The 19,214-nt window shown below is 59.6% G+C and carries 21 protein-coding genes and 1 pseudogene; 5 read left to right on the forward strand and 17 right to left on the reverse strand.

Annotation, left to right across the window (positions count from 1 at the left end; genetic code table 11):
* Positions 1 to 140: 140 nt before the first annotated feature.
* The gene (locus tag NVV72_02120; protein ID MCR6658182.1) at positions 141 to 536 is read left to right on the forward strand and encodes a hypothetical protein; all 396 of its coding nucleotides are present in this window, start codon (positions 141 to 143) and stop codon (positions 534 to 536) included.
* Between the two features lie 4 nt (positions 537 to 540).
* Here the strand turns inward: NVV72_02120 and thiD are convergent, their stop codons facing one another.
* On the reverse strand, positions 541 to 1,320 hold the full coding sequence (gene thiD / locus NVV72_02125) for a bifunctional hydroxymethylpyrimidine kinase/phosphomethylpyrimidine kinase (protein MCR6658183.1): 780 nt from the start codon (positions 1,318 to 1,320) through the stop codon (positions 541 to 543).
* 150 nt (positions 1,321 to 1,470) lie between these two features.
* Here thiD and NVV72_02130 point away from each other — a divergent pair, with 150 nt between their 5' ends.
* Both NVV72_02130 and NVV72_02135 read left to right on the forward strand, forming a co-directional pair.
* On the forward strand, positions 1,471 to 1,746 hold the full coding sequence (locus NVV72_02130; GenBank protein MCR6658184.1) for a DUF1653 domain-containing protein: 276 nt from the start codon (positions 1,471 to 1,473) through the stop codon (positions 1,744 to 1,746).
* Entirely contained in the window at positions 1,743 to 2,093 is a 351-nt protein-coding gene (locus NVV72_02135; GenBank protein ID MCR6658185.1) for a hypothetical protein, read from the forward strand. The genes NVV72_02130 and NVV72_02135 overlap by 4 nt, the downstream gene beginning before the upstream one ends.
* Before the next feature lie 174 nt (positions 2,094 to 2,267).
* Here the strand turns inward: NVV72_02135 and NVV72_02140 are convergent, their stop codons facing one another.
* The 8 genes from NVV72_02140 to murC are packed head-to-tail and all read right to left on the reverse strand — an operon-like array spanning position 2,268 to position 7,471.
* Complete coding sequence (locus NVV72_02140) at positions 2,268 to 2,585, reverse strand: hypothetical protein (protein MCR6658186.1); 318 nt, start codon at positions 2,583 to 2,585, stop codon at positions 2,268 to 2,270.
* Between the two features lie 50 nt (positions 2,586 to 2,635).
* Positions 2,636 to 3,466, reverse strand: a complete 831-nt coding sequence (gene folP / locus NVV72_02145) for a dihydropteroate synthase (protein ID MCR6658187.1) — start codon at positions 3,464 to 3,466, stop codon at positions 2,636 to 2,638.
* On the reverse strand, positions 3,463 to 3,717 hold the full coding sequence (locus tag NVV72_02150) for a hypothetical protein (protein MCR6658188.1): 255 nt from the start codon (positions 3,715 to 3,717) through the stop codon (positions 3,463 to 3,465). Before NVV72_02150 ends, folP begins: the two co-directional genes overlap by 4 nt.
* An 8-nt stretch (positions 3,718 to 3,725) precedes the next feature.
* Positions 3,726 to 4,331, reverse strand: a complete 606-nt coding sequence (locus NVV72_02155; GenBank protein ID MCR6658189.1) for an NAD(P)-dependent oxidoreductase — start codon at positions 4,329 to 4,331, stop codon at positions 3,726 to 3,728.
* Between the two features lie 10 nt (positions 4,332 to 4,341).
* Positions 4,342 to 4,653: a hypothetical protein gene (locus NVV72_02160; GenBank protein MCR6658190.1), complete on the reverse strand. Its 312-nt coding sequence runs from the start codon at positions 4,651 to 4,653 to the stop codon at positions 4,342 to 4,344.
* Positions 4,654 to 4,665: 12 nt separating this feature from the next.
* Positions 4,666 to 5,565, reverse strand: coding sequence for a UDP-N-acetylmuramate dehydrogenase (gene murB / locus NVV72_02165; protein MCR6658191.1), 900 nt, complete (start codon positions 5,563 to 5,565; stop codon positions 4,666 to 4,668).
* Positions 5,562 to 6,050 carry a hypothetical protein gene (locus NVV72_02170; protein ID MCR6658192.1) on the reverse strand — a complete coding sequence of 163 codons (489 nt, stop codon included), beginning with the start codon at positions 6,048 to 6,050 and terminating at the stop codon, positions 5,562 to 5,564. Before NVV72_02170 ends, murB begins: the two co-directional genes overlap by 4 nt.
* Entirely contained in the window at positions 6,047 to 7,471 is a 1,425-nt protein-coding gene (gene murC / locus NVV72_02175) for a UDP-N-acetylmuramate--L-alanine ligase (protein ID MCR6658193.1), read from the reverse strand. Before murC ends, NVV72_02170 begins: the two co-directional genes overlap by 4 nt.
* Before the next feature lie 135 nt (positions 7,472 to 7,606).
* Between murC and NVV72_02180 the strand changes: the two genes are divergently transcribed.
* A complete protein-coding gene (locus tag NVV72_02180; GenBank protein ID MCR6658194.1) occupies positions 7,607 to 7,840 on the forward strand; it encodes a hypothetical protein in 234 nt (77 codons plus the stop codon).
* Positions 7,833 to 8,123, forward strand: a complete 291-nt coding sequence (locus NVV72_02185) for a type II toxin-antitoxin system RelE/ParE family toxin (protein ID MCR6658195.1) — start codon at positions 7,833 to 7,835, stop codon at positions 8,121 to 8,123. Before NVV72_02180 ends, NVV72_02185 begins: the two co-directional genes overlap by 8 nt.
* Here the strand turns inward: NVV72_02185 and NVV72_02190 are convergent.
* The 8 genes and pseudogenes from NVV72_02190 to NVV72_02225 all read right to left on the reverse strand — a co-directional run bounded on the left by NVV72_02190 (position 8,120) and on the right by NVV72_02225 (position 19,178).
* Positions 8,120 to 9,178 carry an AI-2E family transporter gene (locus tag NVV72_02190; GenBank protein ID MCR6658196.1) on the reverse strand — a complete coding sequence of 353 codons (1,059 nt, stop codon included), beginning with the start codon at positions 9,176 to 9,178 and terminating at the stop codon, positions 8,120 to 8,122. The genes NVV72_02185 and NVV72_02190 overlap by 4 nt on opposite strands.
* Positions 9,179 to 9,184: 6 nt before the next feature.
* A complete protein-coding gene (gene murG / locus NVV72_02195; GenBank protein MCR6658197.1) occupies positions 9,185 to 10,333 on the reverse strand; it encodes an undecaprenyldiphospho-muramoylpentapeptide beta-N-acetylglucosaminyltransferase in 1,149 nt (382 codons plus the stop codon).
* 84 nt (positions 10,334 to 10,417) lie between these two features.
* Complete coding sequence (locus NVV72_02200) at positions 10,418 to 11,575, reverse strand: putative lipid II flippase FtsW (protein ID MCR6658198.1); 1,158 nt, start codon at positions 11,573 to 11,575, stop codon at positions 10,418 to 10,420.
* Between the two features lie 358 nt (positions 11,576 to 11,933).
* Positions 11,934 to 13,502, reverse strand: coding sequence for a PQQ-binding-like beta-propeller repeat protein (locus tag NVV72_02205; protein ID MCR6658199.1), 1,569 nt, complete (start codon positions 13,500 to 13,502; stop codon positions 11,934 to 11,936).
* Between the two features lie 76 nt (positions 13,503 to 13,578).
* On the reverse strand, positions 13,579 to 14,991 hold the full coding sequence (murD, locus tag NVV72_02210) for a UDP-N-acetylmuramoyl-L-alanine--D-glutamate ligase (GenBank protein ID MCR6658200.1): 1,413 nt from the start codon (positions 14,989 to 14,991) through the stop codon (positions 13,579 to 13,581).
* Positions 14,992 to 14,996: 5 nt separating this feature from the next.
* Complete coding sequence (gene mraY, locus NVV72_02215; protein ID MCR6658201.1) at positions 14,997 to 16,109, reverse strand: phospho-N-acetylmuramoyl-pentapeptide-transferase; 1,113 nt, start codon at positions 16,107 to 16,109, stop codon at positions 14,997 to 14,999.
* Between the two features lie 15 nt (positions 16,110 to 16,124).
* A pseudogene (gene murF, locus NVV72_02220) lies at positions 16,125 to 17,524 on the reverse strand (UDP-N-acetylmuramoyl-tripeptide--D-alanyl-D-alanine ligase).
* Positions 17,525 to 17,768: 244 nt separating this feature from the next.
* A complete protein-coding gene (locus NVV72_02225; GenBank protein MCR6658202.1) occupies positions 17,769 to 19,178 on the reverse strand; it encodes a hypothetical protein in 1,410 nt (469 codons plus the stop codon).
* Between the last annotated feature and the right edge of the window lie 36 nt (positions 19,179 to 19,214).

Raw genomic sequence — 19,214 nt, forward strand, 5'->3', positions numbered from 1 at the left:
CGGCACCGCCAATTCCGGCCAAAACCGGCCCCCTACATGAATACCGCCTGAAACGCCGCGTTCAGGCGAGCCTCAGTTTCACGGACGTAGATTGAGGTCATCGCTGAAGAGCAGCGAGAGACTCAAAAAGGAACATGACAATGAAAACCACATTCACATCCGCTAAAGCCCTAATCGCCATGATCGTCATGAGCGCCGGCCTGGCCACGACAAGCCTGCCGGCCCAGGCGTCGCCGCAAGGCCATGCCCCGGCAGCGGCTGCCCACGCCCAATACGGTATCGACGCCGGCCGTAAGATCGAAGCCCGCATTCAGGAACTGAAGGGCCGCCTCGCCGATGGCAGGCGTTCCGTCCGCATCAGCCGCTCCGAAGGCAGTCGTCTGGCGACTTCGCTGAATAGTATTGTTTCGCTGAAACGCCAATATGAACGGTCAGGTCGCGGCCTCAGCCAGCCGGAGATCAATACCCTGAACACAAAGCTCGACACCCTGTCCGGCAAGATCCGGGTTCAGGCGCATGACGGCAACCGGCGTTAAGCGTTCAGAGCAACCAGTTATGGCGCAGCGGCCCGTGGCCTTCCCCCAAGCCGGGCGCCATCAGGATCGCCCCGCCAACATAATCCCTCGCCAGCCCGACCGTTTCCTCAAGCGGCCGCGCTTCGCGCGTCAGGGCCGCGCAAGCCGACGCCAGAGTACAGCCCGTGCCGTGCGTATGCCGGGTATTGATGCGTTCCGAGGTAAAGCGATGCTCGCCCTGGCGCGTGATCAGCAAATCGACCACATCCGGTGTCTCGATATGGCCGCCCTTGATCAGCACATTTTTGGCGCCCATGGCCAGCAGGGCCTCGCCCGCCTTGCGCATATCGTCTTCCGTTTCGACCTTCAGGCCGGTCAGCGCCGCCGCTTCAGGCGCATTGGGGGTGAGCAGGTCAGCCAACGGCAGCATCAGCGCCTTCATTGCGTCTACCGCATGATGGTTCATCAGGGCATGACCGCCTTTAGCCACCATCACCGGATCGATGACGGTGAAGACTTTTGCGCCTTCAATCACCAATGACACCGCCTCCATGACGGCAATATCAGCCAGCATTCCGGTCTTGATGGCGTCAGCGCCGATATCATCGAGGCAGGCCAGAGCCTGGGCCGTGATGATCGCCGGCGGCACAGCCATGACATCGGAGACACCCAGCGTATTCTGCACGGTCAGGGCCGTGATCGCGGTCATGGCATAACCACCCAGGCAGGTCACCGCCTTGATATCGGCCTGGATACCGGCGCCGCCCGATGAATCGGAGCCGGCAATGATTAAAACGCGCTGCATACTTGTCCTTAATGGCCGAATAGGCTCATAGATGAAAACGGACTTCCGGCCGATTCTCCGGCCGGCAAGGGCGCCACATTACGGTTTTTTGGCCGCCGCCGCAGATGCGGCGAGCCATGCGGCGCTTGAGCTCTCACATAGGAGGGGTGGATGCCCCTGACAACCTCGTTTTATAAAAGCGCCATTCCGCGCGGCACCTATCGCCATTACAAGAACAAGCTCTATCGCGTCTTTGGCACCGTGACCCATTCGGAAACCGAGGAAGATCTGGTGCTTTACGCGCCGCTCGGCCAGACCGCCGGCGAGGCCCGCCTTTGGGTAAGACCGATGGGCATGTTTACGGAAACGGTCATGACTGGAACCGGCCCTGTGCCGCGCTTTGCCTTTGTGGAAGCCTTCCCTGATTTTACGGAAGGCGACAATTGAGCGAGTCCGACAGGTGGATAGAACTGGAACCGGAGGCGTTCGCCGATAATGGTCATCCGATCCTGCGCGCCATGCGCGGGACGCTGATCCTTGTCCGCCTCAATCAGATCGACGCCAATGACGAGATGACCAGTTATGAGATATTGGCGGGGCAACTGATCCGCGCCAACCGTTCCGAAGGCTTCGTGCTTTCACTCGTCGGCAAGAAATCCGGTCAGGAACTGTTCCTGCCGCTGGTGCCGGCGGCCTTCAACCTGCAACCGCCGGGGCAATATATGCTGAGTTGCGGCTCGGTCATCGAAAACCCGGTTTTTCTCGGCGCCTTCGACGTATACAGGCCCTCATGATCGACAAGATGCTTCATGATCCGTTTCTGCTGATCTGCGGCGGCCTGTTTATCGCCATCGCCCTGCTGATGCTGGTGCAGAAACTGCGGAACAGAGATCCATAACACATAGTGTTATGGTAAGGGCGACGCCCGCCGCCGCTGATGCGGCGAGCCACGCGGCGTTTGAGCTAAATCATGCCTCATCCTGGCGGACACCGTCCCAGGGTTCGCGTTTGACCACATACTGCAGCGGCCAGACGTTTTCACGCGAGCGCCCGCAACGGGGGCAGTCGGTTTCGTGCGGCTCGAACACGCCGTAGAAAAAATTGCCGCGATCGGCGCCCTTGGTATCGACATGCTTGCCGCAGCGCGGGCACAGAAAGAAGAACTGCGAGATGGCAATGCCAAGGAAGGCGAAGGAGAAGGCCAGCGGCGCGGTATCGCCCAGCGCACCGATCAGGCAGATCGGCAGCAGGATCAGATAGATGATGGCGCGCGTGCGATAATTCAATTCGAGCACTTTCCGAAAAGTGTCACGCACTTTTCGGATTAAAAAGTGCGTCAACAAGAATGTCCTTGGAGCGCGCTCCATACCCGCATGGCCTGCCTCATGGCAAGCACATCATGGACTCGCACCATTTTAGCGCCATTGGCAATGGCGTGCAAATGCACCGCCAAGGTGCCGCCGATGCGGTTCTGGGCAGCCGAAGCCACGCCCCCTTCCCGTTCTTCCAGAGCGGCGATAAAGCGCTTGCGCGAGGCCGCCATCAACAGCGGAAAACCGTGCGAGGCCAGCCGGTCCGTGGCGCGGATCAGGGCCAGGTTGTGATCGAGCGTCTTGCCGAAACCGATGCCCGGATCGAGCCAGATACGGTCAGGCGACACGCCTGCCCGTATGGCGGCCTCGGCACGCGCCAGCAGCCAGGCTTCCACCTCCGCCACCACGTCATCATAGTGCGGTGCGGCCTGCATGGTGCGCGGCTCGCCCTGCATGTGCATCAGGATAATATCGCCACCCAGTTCCGCCGCCACGTCGAGGCTTTCCGGCGTATGTGTAAGCGCCGTGACATCATTCCAGACGCTGGCGCCGGTCTGAAAAGCCGCGCGCGCCACTTCGGGCTTGAGTGTATCAACACTGATCGCGCCCGGCCATTCGGCGGCAATGGCAGCGATGACCGGCACAACGCGGGCGATTTCCGCTTCGGCGCTGACCGGTTCAGCCCCCGGCCGCGTGGATTCCCCGCCGATATCGAGCACATCGACGCCTTCCGCGATCAGCCGCCGCGCCTGTTCGAGCGCGTCATAGGTGCCGCCATCGGAAAAGCTGTCGGGCGTTACGTTGATAATGCCCATGATCAACGGGCCTTTGGCGACGCGGCTGAGCAAGGTCATTTCAGGCCGGCATCCCGGCTGGCCAGCAGGGACAGGCCGGTCAGGTCGAGATGGCCTTCGCCGCCATCGACCAGCCGGCCCAGACGTGCCCGCAGCAGGTCATTGAGCGGCATGGCAACGCCCAAACTGTCTGCTACCTCGCCCGCCAGACGCATATCCTTGGCGGCCAGTACGGCGGCGAAACCGGCCGGCTCGAATTTTTCCGAGACGATCAGCGCGCCATAGTTTTTGTAGATCGGTGCGCCAAACAGGGTCGAGGTCAGGAAGTCGAGCAGGTCGGCCTTTTCGACTCCCCCTTGGCCACCAGCGCCATGGCCTCCCCCAACGCTTCCGTGACATTGACGATCAGGAAATTGCCCGCCAGCTTGACCAGATTGGCAGCCGAGGGTTTATCACCAAAAACCTGCACCTTCTGGCCGATCACCTCCAGCAGCGGCATGGCTTCTTTGATGGCCATGTCGCTTCCGGCGGCCGCGATAAACAGCTTGCCTTCCGCCGCCACGGGCGGACGACCAAATACCGGCGCCGAGACAAAATGCTGCCCCTTGGCGGCATGGGCCTCAGTCAGCTTGTCGGCCAGGGCCACGCTGATCGTGCTGAGAGATATATGGACACCACCGGCCGACAGACTGGACAAGATGGCCTCTGACACACCTTCGACCGCCGCGTCATCCGCCAGCATGGTAAAGACGGCATCGCCCCGGCTGGCCTCGGCCGGTGTGACGGCGCGGAGCGCACCGCCGGCGACCAGCGGGTCGGCCTTTTCCGGCGAACGATTCCACACCGAAACCTCGTGCCCCGCCCGGATCAGATTCGGCGCAATCGCCGCCCCCATACTGCCCAAACCGATAAAACCAACCTTCATGGTGTGTCTCCTATATTCGTTGTCTCGTGATGCCATGCTGCCCCATTTTAAGGGCTAGTAACCACAAATCCTCGAACTCGTTTTGGCTCAACACTTGTTGATCAAAGTTCACTGTTGTCTCCAGCTTCGGCCACGGCTTTTCGGATATCCAACTATAACTCGGCTCCGTGGCTAGACTGGAATATTCCATGTAGCCATCACGAAATTCGACGATGACCCGGTGTTCCCAACGTTCGGCGTCTAATTCACTATACCAAATGTACGCGTCATCCTGCGGTCCCGTTATCCAGACAGATTTTTGATATTCCACCAGCCCCTCCACGGCGAACTTCCGTCAAGTCCGCGGCTTGCCAATCCGCTTGATTTCCCAGTGCAGGTCTATGCCCAGCTTGGTCATCACATCGGCGCGCACGGCCTCGCCCAAACCTTCCAGCTCGGCAGCGGTGGCGTCGCCGGTATTGATCATGAAATTGGAATGTAGTTCCGAGAACTTGGCCGCGCCGAAGAGTTTTCCGCGCCAGCCGGCCTCATCGACGCATTGCCAGGCGCTCTTGCCTTCCGGGTTCTTGAAGGTCGAACCCCCGGTCTTTTCACGGATCGGCTGGGTCTGCTCGCGGCGGGCGGTGATGGCCTCCATGCGTTCGGTAACGGCGGCGACATCATCCGGCGTGCCCTGGAAAAGGGCCCCTGTGTAGATCACGCCTTCCGGTTCGGAATGGCGATAGCGGAAACCCATATCGGCATTAGAAATGGTAATGCGTTCACCGGCGCGGGTGATGGCGTAGGCCTCGACCAGCACGTCCTTGGTTTCGGAACCATAGCAGCCGGCATTCATGGTCAGGGCGCCGCCGATGGTGCCCGGTACGCCGCGATAGAATTCCAAGCCGGCAATGCCGTTTTGCGCCGCTACCTTGGCGACATTGGCATCCAGCGCCGCCGCGCCCGCCTCGATGCGGGCATCGCCGCGCGGCGTGACATCAGCAAAGTTGCGGCCCAGACGGATCACCACGCCGTCGATACCACCGTCACGCACCAGCAGGTTGGAACCGACGCCGATGGTCAGGACCGGGATGCCGGGATCGAGATTTTTCAGGAATTCGCTGAGATCAGCGGCATCTTCCGGCAGAAAGATAACATCGGCCGGCCCGCCGACGCGGAACCAGGTAAAAGGCGCCAGCGCGGCGCGGGTCATGATCTTGCCGCGCACCAGCGGCAGGTCGGCGATCCAACTCATGAGAGCAATCCTTGTGATTCAAACCATATTTGAATGTCTGGATTCTCATCTGAATTTTTAATCAAAAAAACCTTGATACTTAAATTATAAATATCCCTAGCCCAATTCTTCCATTGATAAGCAAGCCGATGCCCACATGCCATAGCCTCTTGCTCGGTCATATAAAGCATGTCTGGTCTTCCATCTCCAAAAGTATAGTTTTGCAAGTGTATATGGTTCAGCATCGCTTCAACAGACGCCACACTGGCCTTGTCCTGTTCAAACCATCTATCTGCGCTTTCAGGGTCGAACCGTTCAGCCAAGAACCAACCACCACGATAATTTACCAAAACGGGGCAGGAAAGTTGCTGGTGAGCTAAAGCGAGCCGAGGCGATGACTCTTCGCTTAAAATGTTGAGCGGACTGTCCCATTCATGAAGTGGCTTAGGCAGACTATCGACAACTGATTTTATTGCCGCAATACTTCCCGCCTCCACCCAAGTCATGCTTTCAACGCCTCAAGCTGGCCCGGCAGGGCATAAGCCCACTGGGTGATGTCGCCGGCGCCCAGGCATACCACCAGATCGCCCGGCCTGGCTTCCGCCGCGACCAGACCCGCCAAATGCGTCGGGGTATCGAGTGCCACGGCATGACGATGACCGAAGCGGTGCAGCCCCTCGACCAGATGCGCCTTGTCTACACCCTCGATCGGCTGTTCGCCGGCGGAATAGACATCGGCCACGATCACCATATCGGCATCATGGAAGCAGGAGGAGAACTCGTTCATCAGGTCGCGCAGACGCGTATAGCGGTGCGGCTGGACCACGGCGATAACACGGCCCGTGGTAACCTGACGCGCGGCTTTCAACACGGCGGCGATCTCGACCGGATGGTGACCGTAATCATCGATGACGCGGATACCATCGACCACGCCCGTGGTCGTGAAGCGGCGCTTGACCCCGCCGAAGCCGGCCAGGCCTTTGCGGATATCGTCTTCGCCGATACCCAGTTCACGGGCGATGGCGATGGCGGCCGTGGCGTTGGAAACATTGTGGTTGCCTGTCATCGGCAGTTTCAGTTTCTCCCACGCAAAGGCTTCCGCACCGGTCGGCTGGAAAATGACGTCGAAACACGCGCCTTCCGGACCAAATTCAATATTGGCGCAACGCACCTCGGCCTGCGGACTGACACCATAGGGGATCAGGCGGCGGTTATCGATCTTCGCGGCCAGGGCCTGGACTTCCGGATGATCGATGCAGACGGCGGCGAACCCATAGAAGGGGATATTCTCGATGAAGTCGCAGAACCCCTTCTTCACCGCGTCAAAATCGCCCCAATGGTCGAGGTGTTCGGCATCGATATTGGTGACGATGGCCAGGGTCGATTTCAGGCGCAGGAAGGAGCCATCGGATTCATCGGCCTCGACCACGATCCAGTCGCCGTCGCCCACCTTGGCATTGGTGCCGTAATTGTTGATGATGCCGCCATTGACGACCGTTGGGTCCAGGCCGCCGGCATCGAGCAGAGCCGCCACCATCGACGTGGTCGTCGTCTTGCCATGTGTGCCCCCTACGGCAATGGAGAATTGCAGACGCATCAGTTCGGCCAGCATTTCAGCGCGGCGCACCAGCGGGATGCGGCGGCGGCGCGCCTCGACCATTTCCGGGTTATCCTGTTTCACCGCCGTCGAATAGACCAGGGCACAAACCCCTTCCGAAACGTGCGCCGCCTCGTGGCCGATGAATATCTGCGCACCGAGCTTTTCCAGGCGCTCCGTATTGGCCGAGGCCTTGGCGTCGGAACCCTGCACCTTGTAGCCGATCTTGATCATGATTTCGGCGATGCCGCTCATGCCGATGCCGCCGATGCCGACAAAATGGACGGGGCCGAGATCGAAAGGCGTCGGGCGCCTGGAATGGAGGGTCATGGGCGTTTTTCGCAGACAGAATTGAGGTGGGATTCGGCTTTAGACCATCCGCAACGACGTGTCACTTATCCATTTCAACCTTTGACGCCATGCCGGTTCACGGGCATAATCCGGACCGCAAAACAAGGTGCGCACATGGGCAAGATGTCGGTATCGCTGGATGAACAATCCTGGTCGTGGCTTGAAGAACAAGCCGGAGACGCGGAGACCTATGTCAATGCGCTGATCCATCAGGATCAGCGCCGCAAGGCGGCGGAAGCCGAGTTAAGACGGATGCTTGAAGAAGCTGATAGCAGCGGCGACAGCGAAGCCACAATAGAGGGTATCTGGGCAGAGACAGAGGCCGAACATCTGGCGCGACATGGCTGATTACAAGCTTAGCCGTAAGGCTGAAGCCGATCTGCGCGCTATAGCCGCCTTTACTGTGGACACTTTCGGCATCGCGCAGGCAAGAACCTATCGTGATGGATTGCTTGATGCTTTTATTCGCATCTCTGCACATCCCGAAATTGGCGCATCCCTCACTCACATATTTCCAGATACCCGCCGCCTCGTGCACGGTTCACATATTATTTATTATCGCGTGACCCTGTCTCAGATTTTTGTTCGCCGTATCCTGCATCAGTCGCAAGACCCACTTCGTCATCTTTAATCCACTTTCCGCTTCAGCATCCCCTTGAACGGCTTTTCGCCCTTTCCCTGCGTCACATCCTCGCCCGTATAGAGTCGGCGGATCAGGGTATATATGATCACCGTCAGCGGCATGGCGAACAGCACGCCCATCGGCCCCAGAAGTCCGGCGAAGCCGATCACCGCGAACAGGGTGACGATCACCGGAATGGAGGCGATGCTGCGCTGAACCATGGGTGTGATGAAATTGCTCTCCATTTGCGATACACCGACGTAGATGACCAGCGCCCAGATGAAGGTCTGCCATCCGGAGACCGCCGCCAGCAGCAGCCCAGGCGCGGCCGAAATCACAGGCCCCACAATCGGCACGAACTGCGCCAGACCGGACACCAGTCCCAGCGCCAGGGCCGAGGGCACGCCCAGCACGGACAGGCCAATGCCGGTGAGCGTCCCCACAAGCACCATGGAAATGAACTGGCCAACGAACCACAGACGCAGCGCATGGCCCGCCACATTCATGGCGTCGCGCACCTTTTCCTTGTGCGGATCGGCAATCAGGAAAACCACGCCATCGCGGTACTTGCCGGGGTTGATGGCCAGGATGATACCGGCAATGGTCGCCACCAGCAGATTGGCCAGGGCGCCAAAAACATTACCGGCGATGCTGGGCAGCTTCGACGCCACGCCCCCCGCCTGCTGCCCCAGGCTCTGCATCTGTTTCTGCACCTCGTCATTCAGCCCCAGTGATACCAGCCGCTTTTGCAGGGCGGCCCAGGCTGCCGGCAATTGTTCGGTCAGGTTATGCGTCTGTGACACAAGCTCATAGCCGAACAGGGTGAAGGTCACGGTGATGAAGGCCAGCACCAGCACCAGAACGGTTAGTACAGCAAAGGTGTCGTTCAGCGGCGTGTATTTGATCAGCGGCTCCGCCAGGGCGCGCAGGACAGTGGCGATAACGATCGCCCCGAAGATCAGCAGCCACAGCCCCAGCAGCTTGAAAACCAGCAGGGCGGCCGCGATGGCGAGGATGACGAACAGCACCCTTTGCATGAAACCGACGCCGAGTGCCTTTTCCATCACGCCCTATCCCTTGATTCGTTTCACGGTACGCTCGACAAGATCGGCCAGCAATCTGGCCGCATCGGGGCGTGCCACCGATTTCGCCGCACTGGCGCGCATCGGCAAAAGCACAGCCCCTTCGATCAGGGCACGGATTTCGCTGCACAGCTTTTCCGCCGTCACATCGTCCTCACGAATGACCACGGCGGCCTTGGCGGCTTTCAGCACCTCGGCATTATAGGTCTGGTGATCGTCGGCGGCGATCTTGAGCGGAATGAGGATGGAGGGCTTGCCGGCTACCGCCAGTTCACAGACGGTGGAGGCCCCGGCCCGGCCGATGACGATATGTGCCCGGCCCAGGCGCTCGGCCATGTCGGTGAAGAACGGCGCCACCTCGGCATCGATTTCGGCGTCGCGGTAAATTTTCGTCGCCATGTCGATCTGGTCGGCGCGCGTCTGTTGCTCGACATGCAGATTTATGCGCAGGGAAACCGGCAGTAGGGCCAGGGCCTGCGGCACGGTTTCGGACAGGATCTTCGCGCCCTGCGATCCACCCGTCACCAGGATGCGGATGGTCGGATCGATAGGCGGATAGGGTTCGTCATACAGCGCGCGGATATCCGGCCGCACCGGATTGCCAACCACCTGCACCCGCCCTTCCATCTCCGCTGGCGCCATGCGCAGGACCGGGAAGGCGCAGGCCACGGCATCCACCTGCTTCACCAGTTGACGGTTTGACCGACCGAGCACCGAATTCTGCTCGTGGATGAGCGTGATATCCTTGCGCCCCAGGGCCGCCATCAGGGCGGGATAGGACGGATAGCCGCCGAAGCCGATCACCGCCCAAGGCTTCAGGCGTTTGAAAGCCTTGCGTGCCTGCATGATGCCCAGGCCGATCTTGATGGCGGCGCGCGCCATGCCGATCGGATCGCTTTTTTTGAAGGTGGCCGCGTCCAGCGAAAGGCGTTCAATGGCGGGGAAATTGGCCGCAAAGGCGGCGCCGCGTTTATCCGAGGCCAGGACCACATCCCAGCCCCGCTCATTCAGTTCGCGGGCCAGGGCCTCGGCGGGAAACATATGCCCGCCGGTGCCACCTGCCGCCACAACGGCCAAAGGCTTGTCGGAAAAGGAAGACGCTTTGCGTCTCGGTTTGGCTTTTTTAGCGGTGGCCATCTAGTCCCCGGAACCGGCGTACTCAAATCTGGAAATCACCATAGCGGGTTCTGAATAAAAAACTAAATCGTTTCTGGCCTGTATTTACCATTTTGTCGGATCGTCCTGCGGTATTTCTTCCTGACGCCGGCGCGTCAGGGCCAGAATGAAGCCAAGGGTCAGCCCCATGGCCAGCATGGACGAACCACCGTAGGAAATAAACGGCAGGGTCATGCCCTTGGGGGGAATCAGGCCGAGATTGACCGACACATTGATCAGCACCTGCATACCCAGCATGATATAGAGCCCGGAGGTGGCAATCTGGCGGAACGGATCCTGCATCGCCATGGCCTTGAGCAGGCCGCGGATGATGATAAAGGCGAAAATGCCGATGATGATCAGGATCAGCCACAGGCCATATTCTTCCGCCACCACCGAATAGATGAAATCGGTATGCAGGTCGGGGATCAGCCGCTTCATCGTGCCTTCATTGAGCCCCACGCCGAACAGGCCGCCATTGGCGATGGCCGCCTTGGCGCGGGCTACCTGGAAGCCGGAATCGGCGTCCGGCGAAATGAAGCCCATGATGCGGTTGCGGAAGTGCGGCTGGATGAAGAACAGCCCGACCAGGCCAGTGCCGGCCGCAGCCAGCATGCCGATGATCCAGCGGAACGGTACGCCCGAAATGAAGAAACAGGCCCCGAAAGCAATGGTGATCAGGATCGACTGCCCGACATCCGGCTGGATCAGCAGCAGGCCAATGGCCAGGGCATAGAGGCAGAAAGCGACCGTCACCCCAGGCACCCCCTTGCCCTTCTGCCCTTCGCAGAACATCCAGGCGATCAGCACGATCAGGGCCGGCTTGAGGAATTCCGACGGCTGGAGCGCTACGGGCCCCAGTTCGAGCCAGCGCCGCCCGCCCTTGGCCGCGTGACCGATCAGCGGCAGCATGGCCATGATCGAAATAGCGCCGCCATAGGCCAGCACACTGACGCGCTTTATCCCTTTCAGCGACAGCATGGATACCATGATCATCACCACCGCCGTCAGCAGGGCGAAGACGAAATGGCGCTTGGTGTAGTAAAAGGTGTCGTAATGGCTGGTATGCGGCGCCGCCACCGGCGACGACGAGAAGGAAAAGAAGAAGCCCAGCACCAGCAGGATCAGCGCCAGCGTCAAGGTGACGCGGTCGAGCGTCCACCACCAGATGGCGGTCGGCGAGCGATCGGTGCGCGTGAACGGATGGGCGTAAGCGTGAGCCATGGACGAACCTTGGACGATCTGAAAGCGGGGACTGAAACCACAGGATTCAACAAATCGTAGTTAACATCGGCTTAAGTAAAGAGGCGATCTCGTAAGAGAATCTTAAGCACGGCTGCATCAGCAATACGCCGACAGAGAGCATTAGAACCCCAGCACGCTAAATTGGTTCGCCGGTCTTCGCGCTCTCAGTCATCCACCCTACGAGAAGCGCCTTTACCGTTGTCGCCAGTTATGCTCCCGATATCAACCGCTACAATGCGCCTACGCCCACCTGGACGGCAAATCGTTTGATCACGTCTGACCAGCACACAGCGAAGTCATGGTCAGTAGACACTTGAACTGAAAATAGACGCTCAGGTCATTTCAGCTTTATAGCCGTGACCATGTTAGGGTCACCGTATTCCTGCGGCACAATATATAAAATGTAGTTTGCGGACAGACTCAATGAGCCGTGTGCAGGATAAGACCAGACCTGTTGATGTGTCTTCAGATCAATAGCGTAGGTCGTATCCATTGTGCTCAGGAACAGGAGATTATCGGTAACCAACAAGTTGGGTTCCATAGAAGGCGCTGACGCAGGCATCGGCCATGACCACAAAACGCTGCCATCCTTTTCATCCAGAGCTTCCATTACTTTAGGTATGTTGCGCGTGCTGTAAATGACACCATTAGCGGCCGCGACAATAAAATTCCGGCCAGGTGCACGCCAGATTATCGATCGCGTCCCGATATCATAACAAACCAGTTCTGAATTCAGGCTCAACTGCAAGTCTGATAGGATAACATGTCCCGATGCCGTAATTTGCGGAGCACCAAAATAGCTGTAACCTTCCCCCGACGCTTTAGGATCATCTATATTGAAGGCTAGATGGCCATCTGTCTTATTGAAAACAGACAGACCGTAGAAGCTGTTATAATATACGTAATTTGCGTCAACGGCCGGAGTCTGGTTTACCCAGGTAATTGATTTGACATAATCGCTCAACCATTTCTGGGTATTGTCCTTCAAACCGAATTTGTAAACCTGACCCGAGTTTTTCCCATAGGAAAAATACAGGTCGTCGCCATCAAGCACAGGGGTGTTAAGGAAATTGTTTTGTATCGCAAAAGGAAGGGCGGCATTTGACAACCCGCTAGCTGCGTTTACACCGACAATTGTGCCTTCTGTGGTCGTCGCATCATCATTATAAAACGGCAGATAAACCGAACCATTGCCCGTGGCGGGCGTACCTATCTGGGACAGGTTCCTGCCAACATTATACGTCCAGTTCAAAACGCCAGTACTCTCATTCAGACTGTATATCCGAGCGTCTTGGTAGGAGACTGCATGGACAATGTACGCCGCCCCGTCCCCTGTAACGACAGGCTTCAAACGTCCGTTTGGGCCACCCTGCCACTCCCAGGCTTTACTGAAGTTAGCCGGATCAAGTGTTATCGGCACATAGCCCGAATGCGCGGCATTCCTTTGGAACCCGGCCCAATCTCCCAACTTGACCGTCACCCCATAATGATAGGTGACCGTTGAACCAGCATATACTTTGTTGCACCCCGAATCCTGGCAGAGCCTGAGTGTAATATCTCCCGTATGATCACCGACAGTCAGGTTGGATTGCGTAGTTGCCACAAGATGGTAACTATTTGCCGCAGTTCCAGCTTTCGCCGTTACTGACGAGAATACGGCGTTGTCATATTTCACGTCTGCAAACACAGTCGTTGTCAATTTGGTGCTCGGAACACCTATTGCGTCGGCGCTGAAATCGGCGGCAGTCGCTCCTTCGGTTACCGTGGCACTACCAGAAGCGCTTGAAAGCGTTACGTTGATTGAAGGTAGTGGGCCACCGCCGGAGCTGGTTTCTCCACCGCCCCCACAGCCAACAACCAGCATTGGCAAGAACAATGTCCCGATAATCAGGATTTGACGATACATATTGCCCCCCGCAACTTAAAAAGGTCAGCCTCTACGCGAGGCCATAGAGCACATTTCACTCTATGCCTACTAAATCTCACACCTTCTCGCCGGTCACGCCCAGCTTGATCTCGCTGACGGCATCGCGGAAGGCATCGCCGCGGGCCTCGAAATCGGTAAACTGGTCGAACGAGGCGCAGGCCGGGGAAAACAGCACGATCTCTTCGCGGCCGCTTTTCTCGGCTTCCGCATAGGCTTGCGCGACGGCGGTGAACAGCAGGCGCGATTGCGTGCAGGGCGCGGCCTTGCCGATCGTCACCTCGAACAATTCCGCCGCCTCGCCGATCAGATAGGCGTGTTTGATGCGGGGGAACAGGTCGCGCAGGTCTTCGATACCGCCCGCCTTGGCCACGCCGCCGGCGATCCAGTAGAACTTGTCAAACGACGACATGGCCTGGCGCGCCGCGTCGGCATTGGTCGCCTTGGAATCGTTGATAAAGCGAACATGGCCGATGCGGCCGATTTCCTGCATCCGGTGCGCGAGACCTGGGAAGGTCCGCATTCCCGTGACAATCTCGTCCATCTCCAGCCCCAGCGCCTTGCACGCCGAATAGGCCGCGGCGGCGTTCTGCCAGTTGTGGCGGCCGGTCAGGGTGCGCACCGCCTTGAGATCGATCACCTGGCGGGCGCGGACATTGGTGCCATCATAAAGCATACCATTCAGCGCATAGACGCCGTGGCCGAGCGTCCGGCGGGCCGAAATCGACACCAGTTTCACCGGCGAATTGACGCGCATGTCGCTGATAATGGCGGACGTATAGTCGTCGTCGGCGCCGATCACTGCCGTCTGCTTCGAGCCCTGTGCCATGAAGATCCGGCGCTTGGCCTTGATATAGCCTTCCATACCGCCGTGGCGGTCGAGGTGATCGGGGGTGATATTCATCAGCACGGAGACATCCGGCGAAAAGCTCAGGGTCAGGTCCAACTGATAGGAGGAGGTTTCGATGACATAGATGGCGCCAGCGTGCATATCCGGCAGATCGAGAATGCCGACACCAATATTGCCGCCGACATGGACGTCCTTGCCGGCACTCTTCAGGATGTGGCCGATCAGGGCCGTGGTGGTCGACTTGCCATTGGTGCCGGTGATCGCCACGGTGCGCGGCCGCTTATGCGCCGGCAGACAGGCGAGCGTGCGGGCAAACAGTTCGATATCGCCCATCACCGGCACATGCGCGGCATGGGCCATCTCTACCGTCCAGTGCGGCGTCGGATGGGTCAGAGGTACGCCGGGAGACAGCACCAGAGCGGCGAACTGCGACCAATCGGCGGTCTTCAGGTTCTCGACCGTAAAGCCTTCCTTGGTGGCCGGCAGCAGGTTCGACGGCTTGTCATCCCACAGGATGGGCAGGGCGCCGCCGGCCTTCAGCGCGCGCGCCGCCGACAGCCCCGACCGCCCCAGTCCGAAGATGGCGACCTGCTTGCCCTCAAAGCCTTTTACCGGAATCATAACACTTACCTTAGCTTGAGAGTCGCCAGGCCGACCATGGCCAGCATGGCCGCCACGATCCAGAAGCGGATCACGACGGTCGATTCCGCCCAGCCGAGCTTCTCGAAATGGTGGTGGATAGGTGCCATCAGGAAGACGCGCTTCTTGGTCAGCTTGAAATAACCTACCTGGATCATGACCGACAGAGCCTCCATGACGAACAGGCCGCCGATGATGGCCAGTACGATCTCGTGTTTCAGGGCCACGGCCACGGCACCTAAGCCCCCGCCCAGGGCCAGTGAGCCGGTATCGCCCATGAAGATCTTGGCCGGCGGCGCATTATACCACAGGAAGCCCATGCCGCCGCCGATGATGGCGGCCAGCAGCACGGCCACTTCACCGGCGCCCGGCACGAAATGGATGATCAGGTATTCGGCGAATTTGGCGTTACCCACCAGATAGGCGATCAGGGTAAAGGCGCCCGCCGCGATCATCACCGGAACGATGGCCAGGCCATCCAGCCCGTCGGTCAGGTTAACGGCGTTCGACGCCCCCACGATCACTACCGCGCCGAAGACAATGTAGAAATACCCGAGATTGAAGATGAAGTTCTTGAACACGGGCACGACCAGAGATGTGGCCAATTGCGGTGCATCGGCCGGCTGAGGCGAATAATACATCAGCACCAGCACGGCGCCGACGGCAATGGCGATCTGGGCGATCAGCTTCTGGATCGAGGTCAGGCCGGCCGAGGTCTGCTTGGTCACCTTGGCGTAGTCATCGATGAAGCCGAGCAGGCCATAGGCCATGGTGACGCCGAAGACGACCCAGGCCGCCGCCGAATGCGGATCGACCCACAGGACCGTGGCGACAGCAATGCCCGCCAGGATCATCAGCCCGCCCATGGTGGGCGTGCCCTTTTTCGTCAGCAGGTGGGTGGAAGGGCCATCCTCGCGGATCGGCTGCCCCTTGCCCTGGCGGGCGCGCATCCAGCGGATGAAACGGCTTCCCATGGCGACGGCAACGATCATGGCCGTGATCATGGCCAGGAAGATGCGCACCGTCTGATATTTCATCAGATTGATCAGGGGCCAGTGCTGGTGCAGGCTGGTGACGTGCTCGTAAAGCAGATAAAACATTTAATGCCTTGTATCTTAGTCCAGAGCCAGGAGGGTCTTGGCGATCAGTCCGGCTTTCGAACCGTTCGAGCCCTTTACCATAATCACATCCCCCCTTGCAAGTCCTCAATCAGGCGAGGCGTCAGTTCGGCGGCGGTTTCGGCCCAGGCGCCGCGCAAGGCTTGCGGTAAGGCGTTCCACAGGTTTTTCATCAAAGGTCCGGCCAGATATACCCTGTCGATATCCTGCCCCTCGATCACCGGCACCAGTCCGGCATGAAGCGCCGGCTCTTCGGGCCCAAGTTCCAGCATGTCGGTCAGGACGACAATTTTTCGTGACCCGGCGGGTTTTGGCTGTGTTCCCAGTGACTCCAGGGTGGCGCGCATGGAAACCGGATTGGCGTTATAACTTTCGTCGATCAGGGTGATCTCGCCGCCTTTGAACGCCTTCCTGGTCACCTTGCCCCGACCATCCAGCGCGGCGAAGCTTTCCAGCGCCAGCAACGAGGTATCGAGATCGACATCGAGTGCCTCCAGCATCAGCAGGGTAGCCAGGGCATTGACCGCCTGGTGCCTGCCGGTATGGGCCAGGCTGAAAATGATGTCTCGGCCATGGAAGCGCGCCGCCACCGAAGCCCGGTCGCCATTCACCCGATGTGCGATCAGTTGCGCATCGACGCCGTTATGCTCACCAAAGGCCGCGATCAGGGCGCCGGCGCCGCGGGCCTGCTGGCAGAGGAAATCGAACCATTGGTTATCGGCATTGAGGATAGCCAGCCCACCGGGCAGCAAGCCGTCGAAAATCTCAGCTTTGGCGCGGGCCACGCCGGCATCGCCATCGGGGAAGTTCTCGGTATGGGCGCCGCCAACCGTGGTGATGATCACCGCATGGGGCGCCACGAATTCCGACAGCGGCGTGATCTCGTCGGCATGGTTCATGCCGATCTCGAAGACGGCGCGCATCGTGTCGGCCGGCATCCGCGCCAGGGTCAGCGGCACACCGATATGGTTGTTGAAGCTCTTGATGGCCGAATGCGCCCGCCCCGCCAGGCTTAAGCCCTGCATGACCATCTGCGTCACGCTGGTCTTACCGACACTGCCGGTTACCGCGCCGCGTTTGGCCTTCGCCGCGCGGTCGCGGGCAAAGACCGCCATGTCCTCCAGCGCCTTCTGCACGTCCGGCACCAGCAGGCACGGCCCGCCCTCGATTGGCCGCCGCGTCACGGCAATCGCGGCGCCCGATTGGAACGCCTGAGGCACGAAGTCATGACCGTCGCGCACACCTTTCAGCGCCAGAAAAACATCGCCCGGCTGGAGCGCACGGCTGTCGAAATTGATGCCCGTGGCGCTGCGTGATGCCCCCTCACCTATGCCGGTCAGTGTCCCGCCTGTAGCCTTGGCCAGTTCATCGAAGGTCCAGAGGGGGGTATCAGCCATAGGTCACACGCGCAGCAAAGGAAAACGCCATTGAACCCGACTCAGGGATTTAGGCAAGCGCGAGTGTGTTAACGGCCTTAAAAGGATTTATTGGCGAGTAGAATTCGTATCCGGTGCGTCGAAACAAAGTTCGGCGGAGCCAAAACGATTGGCTTTCGAGCATCGCCGCACAGCGTACTTCAGTACGTGAGCAGCGAAGCGGAGAAAGACGGCCGTTTGCAGACCACCGGGACGAATTCTGACGTCAATAAACGGGGCAAGTCATCCAGCGATACGCCCTTGCCCAGCTAACGCCCATCGAGCGGACAATGACGAAGCCCTTCGATTCCGGCGGCCCATCGTTGAGTTGCGTACAATTGTTCATGTAAACACCGGACGGATCGAATGAGTCAAGCCGGCGAGCCGACAGGCTCCTGTCCTTGTTCAGCGTCACCTCGGCGACATCATAGCTGATGTAGCTGCCGGAATAGAGATGGTCATCGACACGGGCGCGTTCGTTCAAAACCACAACGATGGCATTGTTGCGGCCAATATGGCGCAGGTAATCGCCCGCACGGTCGAAACATTCAGCCGCCTGATCACCCTGGTTTTTGTCACTTTTGTCGCGCGGACGGCCTTTTCTCCAGTCATGCCCGCAATCGACAATAAAATAATCATCGCCATAGGCTTCCCAGATTTCGGTCGGCACCGGCGCCAGTGGCGCGCCGCAGCGGTTCAGCGCCTTTTCAGTGATATAGAGGCCGTCGGGCCGGCCGGTGACCCACCAGCCGGTCGCCTCGACCGGCGCACAGTCATCGACTGATGTCATGAACGACTTGTCGATCCAGCGGCTGTCGGCCTTGAACTTGTTGCTGCCCTTGCGTTTCAACACCCACTGGTCGGTCTCGGCCTTGGTCAGCACGTCCCCGGCCTGGACGGCATGACGCGCGGCCACGAGGTCGAGTTCCTTTTCATCGGGATTGTTCTGCATCCAGGCGATTGCCGGCTGGGCGCACCAGGTTATCTTGACGCTGTATTGCGGATCACAAGCGCCCGGCGTCGCCAGGTAGCGCATGGAACCTTCCACGCGCTGGCTCTCCGTGATGTGCCAAACGCCATTATTGCCGGGCGTCAGGGGCGGGCCTTCGGGCGTATAGGGGCCTGTCGGCTGGCGCGGCCCGCCGCCACAGACCACCGTCTGGTGCTCGACCGCCACATCACCCGTCTTGCGGTGTTCGATGGCATAGCCCACCGGCTCGCCGGTCAGCGAAAAACAATCGCGCGGCACGGCGACGCCGGAGGTTTCAAACGCCAGCGCCTCGGCATGAAGCCCTTCGGCGACCGGAAACAGATCATAGAGCCGGAAGTCACGGCCATAGACGCCGGATACCCAGTCGCCCTGCCCTGGCTTGAGGACGGTAAGCACGCGGGTCGGGCCCAGGCTGGCGGGCTTGAGGGTCACCTTGTCAAAACACGGCCCGTCCGCCAGGGGCTGAAATTTCGCCGGACAGCCGGTGCGCGGCGCGGCCACGGCGATTTCGTCGCCCAGCACCTCATGCACCGTGCCGAACTGCGCCTCATGCACCAATACCGGCGGCGTGCTCTGCGCCTGTGCCGTCAGCGGCACAAACGCGGCCAAGACTGCCAGCCCAATCCATCCTGTGACTTGTTTCATAGCCCGCCCCTGAAAATGCCCGCACCTTGATAGCGC

It is taken from the genome of Asticcacaulis sp. (assembly GCA_024707255.1).
Taxonomy (GTDB): domain Bacteria; phylum Pseudomonadota; class Alphaproteobacteria; order Caulobacterales; family Caulobacteraceae; genus Asticcacaulis.

Coding starts and splice junctions, on each gene's coding strand:
- NVV72_02120 (MCR6658182.1), top strand. CDS start 141: ATGAAAACCACATTCACATCCGCTAAAGCCCTAATCGCCATGATCGTC.
- thiD (MCR6658183.1), bottom strand. CDS start 1,320: ATGCAGCGCGTTTTAATCATTGCCGGCTCCGATTCATCGGGCGGCGCC.
- NVV72_02130 (MCR6658184.1), top strand. CDS start 1,471: ATGCCCCTGACAACCTCGTTTTATAAAAGCGCCATTCCGCGCGGCACC.
- folP (MCR6658187.1), bottom strand. CDS start 3,466: ATGACCTTGCTCAGCCGCGTCGCCAAAGGCCCGTTGATCATGGGCATT.
- NVV72_02155 (MCR6658189.1), bottom strand. CDS start 4,331: ATGAAGGTTGGTTTTATCGGTTTGGGCAGTATGGGGGCGGCGATTGCG.
- murB (MCR6658191.1), bottom strand. CDS start 5,565: ATGAGTTGGATCGCCGACCTGCCGCTGGTGCGCGGCAAGATCATGACC.
- NVV72_02170 (MCR6658192.1), bottom strand. CDS start 6,050: ATGACTTGGGTGGAGGCGGGAAGTATTGCGGCAATAAAATCAGTTGTC.
- murC (MCR6658193.1), bottom strand. CDS start 7,471: ATGACCCTCCATTCCAGGCGCCCGACGCCTTTCGATCTCGGCCCCGTC.
- NVV72_02180 (MCR6658194.1), top strand. CDS start 7,607: ATGGGCAAGATGTCGGTATCGCTGGATGAACAATCCTGGTCGTGGCTT.
- NVV72_02185 (MCR6658195.1), top strand. CDS start 7,833: ATGGCTGATTACAAGCTTAGCCGTAAGGCTGAAGCCGATCTGCGCGCT.
- NVV72_02190 (MCR6658196.1), bottom strand. CDS start 9,178: ATGGAAAAGGCACTCGGCGTCGGTTTCATGCAAAGGGTGCTGTTCGTC.
- murG (MCR6658197.1), bottom strand. CDS start 10,333: ATGGCCACCGCTAAAAAAGCCAAACCGAGACGCAAAGCGTCTTCCTTT.
- NVV72_02200 (MCR6658198.1), bottom strand. CDS start 11,575: ATGGCTCACGCTTACGCCCATCCGTTCACGCGCACCGATCGCTCGCCG.
- NVV72_02205 (MCR6658199.1), bottom strand. CDS start 13,502: ATGTATCGTCAAATCCTGATTATCGGGACATTGTTCTTGCCAATGCTG.
- murD (MCR6658200.1), bottom strand. CDS start 14,991: ATGATTCCGGTAAAAGGCTTTGAGGGCAAGCAGGTCGCCATCTTCGGA.
- mraY (MCR6658201.1), bottom strand. CDS start 16,109: ATGTTTTATCTGCTTTACGAGCACGTCACCAGCCTGCACCAGCACTGG.
- NVV72_02225 (MCR6658202.1), bottom strand. CDS start 19,178: ATGAAACAAGTCACAGGATGGATTGGGCTGGCAGTCTTGGCCGCGTTT.